The organism is Rhizobacter sp. P2_H2, from assembly GCF_056403375.1.
Window position 1 is genome coordinate 1 of the sequence record NZ_JBFUFP010000801.1, and the last position, 2,554, is coordinate 2,554.

3 protein-coding genes are annotated in these 2,554 nt (G+C 73.5%); 2 read left to right on the forward strand and 1 reads right to left on the reverse strand.

Annotated elements, in window-relative coordinates:
* A partial coding sequence (locus AC1D15_RS26510) for a P-type ATPase actuator domain-containing protein (protein WP_477828345.1) occupies positions 1-596 on the reverse strand: 596 nt, incomplete at its 3' end.
* 134 nt (positions 597-730) lie between these two features.
* Between AC1D15_RS26510 and AC1D15_RS26515 the strand changes: the two genes are divergently transcribed.
* Positions 731-1,576, forward strand: a complete 846-nt coding sequence (locus AC1D15_RS26515; protein ID WP_477828346.1) for a universal stress protein — start codon at positions 731-733, stop codon at positions 1,574-1,576.
* 3 nt (positions 1,577-1,579) lie between these two features.
* Positions 1,580-2,554, forward strand: a 975-nt coding sequence (locus AC1D15_RS26520) for a CoA-binding protein (protein WP_477828347.1), incomplete at its 3' end; no start/stop codon positions are given.

Below are 2,554 nucleotides of genomic sequence, written 5' to 3' on the forward strand. Positions count from 1 at the left end.
AGCGCGGTGTGCACGCCGGTGCCGGTGACGACCGCGACGCCGTCGCCCTGCACCACCAGCGTGCCGGACATCAGCTGCCGCGCTTGCGGGCCGTCGCCGCCCTTGTCGACCGGCACCGATTCGCCGCTCAGCATCGATTCGTCGATCCGCAGGCCCTGCGTCTCGATCAGCAGCGCGTCGCAGGCGAGGCGGTCGCCCTCCTGCACGACGAGCCGGTCGCCGCGCACCAGCTCGTGGCTCGCGATGCGCCGCGCGACGCCGTCGCGCACCACGGTGCTGCGCGGGCTGGCCAGCTCCTGCAGCGCCTCCAGCACCGCCTGCGTGCGCAGCGCCTGCACCACCGAGATCGCGGCCACCAGCACCAGCGAGCCGCCGAGCACCAGCGCGTCGACGGCGTTGCCGAGCAGCCCGTACGTCATCGCGCACGCGAGCAGCAGCAGCACCATCGGTTGCGTCAGCACCTCGCGCAGCACCGCGGCGGCGCTGCGGTGCTGCGGCGGCGGCAGGCGGTTCGGGCCGTCGCGCCGCCATCGCGCGGCGGCTTCGGCATCGCTCAGGCCCGCAGGCCCCGTCATCGCCAGCTCGGCATCGTTCATCGGTGGTCCCTGGACAAGTGATCGCACTGTCCCCGCCGCTCGTCGAAGCGATCTTGCGTTGCGTCAATGCATCCGCCACGCGGCGCCCTAGATTGGCATCCGAACGATCCAGTGACCGTCACGAGGCCCGCACCATGAGCTACCGCAGCRTCCTCCTGTACCTTGACCAGAGCCCGACCTGCGACGCCCGCACGCAGGCCGCCATCCGCCTGGCACGGCGGCTGGATTGCCACCTCGCGGGGCTCGCGCCGACCGGCCTGCTCGACCTGCCGGGTTCGCCGGGCGCGACGCTCAGCGACCTGGCCGCGCTCGCATGGGACAGCCTGCGCGACGAGGCCGAGCGCGCCGCCGACCGCTTCCGCGATGCCTGCGTCACCGGCGGGCTTCGCTCGGCCGAGACGGTGATCGACGAGGCCGAGCCGGCCGCGTCGCTGATCGCCCATGCGCACTGCAGCGACCTGACCGTGCTGACGCAGGCCGATCCGTCGGCTCCCGGCCACCGCGGCGCACGCGCGGTGGTCGAGCAGGTGCTGCTGTACAGCGCCCGCCCGACGCTGCTGCTGCCGCATGCCTGCTCGCCGCAGGCGCTGGAGAAGATCGGCAGCAAGGCGATCGTCGCGTGGGACGAGAGCTGCGAGGCGGTGCGCGCCCTCAACGACGCGCTGCCACTGCTGCAGCAGGCGAGCGCCGTCGAGGTGGTGCGCTGGAACCCGCCCCGGCCTGCTGCCGGCGAACCGGCGGTGCCGCGGCTGGACGCACTGCGCCAGTGGCTCGCCTGGCACGGCGTGGCGGCCGACATGCGCGTGGAGACGACCTCGATCGACGTCGCCGACGCGTTGCTGTCGCACGCGGCCGACTTCGGCGCCGATCTCATCGTGATGGGCGCCTACGGGCATTCGCGTTGGACCGAACGGGTGCTGGGCGGCGTGACGCGGCAGCTGATCGGCAGCGCGACCGTGCCGCTGCTGATGTCACACTGACGCATGAGCGTCCGCCACCTCGATCACCTGCTGGAACCCCGATCCATCGCCGTCGCCGGGGCCTCCGACCGCCCGGCCAGCGTCGGCGCCACCGTCTGGCGCAACCTGCGCGGCGGCTTCAAGGGCCCGCTGCACGCCCTCAACCTGCGGTTGCGCACGCTCGACGGGCAGCCTGTCTTCACCCGCCCCGACCAGCTGCCGGCCGCGCCCGACCTCGCGGTGCTGTGCACGCCGCCCGAGACGCTGGTGGCGCTGATCGACCAGTTCGGTCGCCTCGGCACGCGCGCCGCCATCGTGATGACGGCCGGGCTGAGCGCCGCGCAGAAGCAGGCGGTGCTCGAGGCGGCCCGCCCGCACGTGCTGCGCATCCTCGGGCCGAACTGCCTCGGCCTGCTGACGCCGCGCCTGGGCTTGAACGCGAGCTTCGCGCACACCGATGCGCTGGACGGCAACCTCGCCTTCATCTCGCAATCGGGCGCGCTGGTCACCGCGGTGCTCGACTGGGCCCGGGCACGCCGCGTCGGCTTCTCGCACCTGGTGTCGCTCGGCGAGCATGCGGATGTCGATTTCGGCGACCTGCTCGACCACCTGGCGAGCGATGCGCACACGCGCGCGATCCTGCTCTACATCGAATCGATCGGCGGATCGACCGGCACGGTGCGCAAGTTCATGTCGGCCGCGCGTGCCGCGGCGCGCAACAAGCCGGTGATCGTCGTGAAGGCCGGCCGCGCCGGCAACGGCCTGCGCGCGGCGGCCTCGCACACCGGCGCGCTGGCGGGCTCCGACATCGTGTTCGACGCCGCGATCCGCCGTGCCGGCATGCTGCGCGTGGACACGCTGCAGGAGCTGTTCGTCGCGGCGCAGACGCTGGCGCGCTTCGGTGCCAACCGCGACGACGCGCTGACGCTCGTCACCAACGGCGGCGGCGCCGGCGTGCTGGCCGCCGATGCGGCCGCGCGCGCCGGCGTGCCGCTGGCC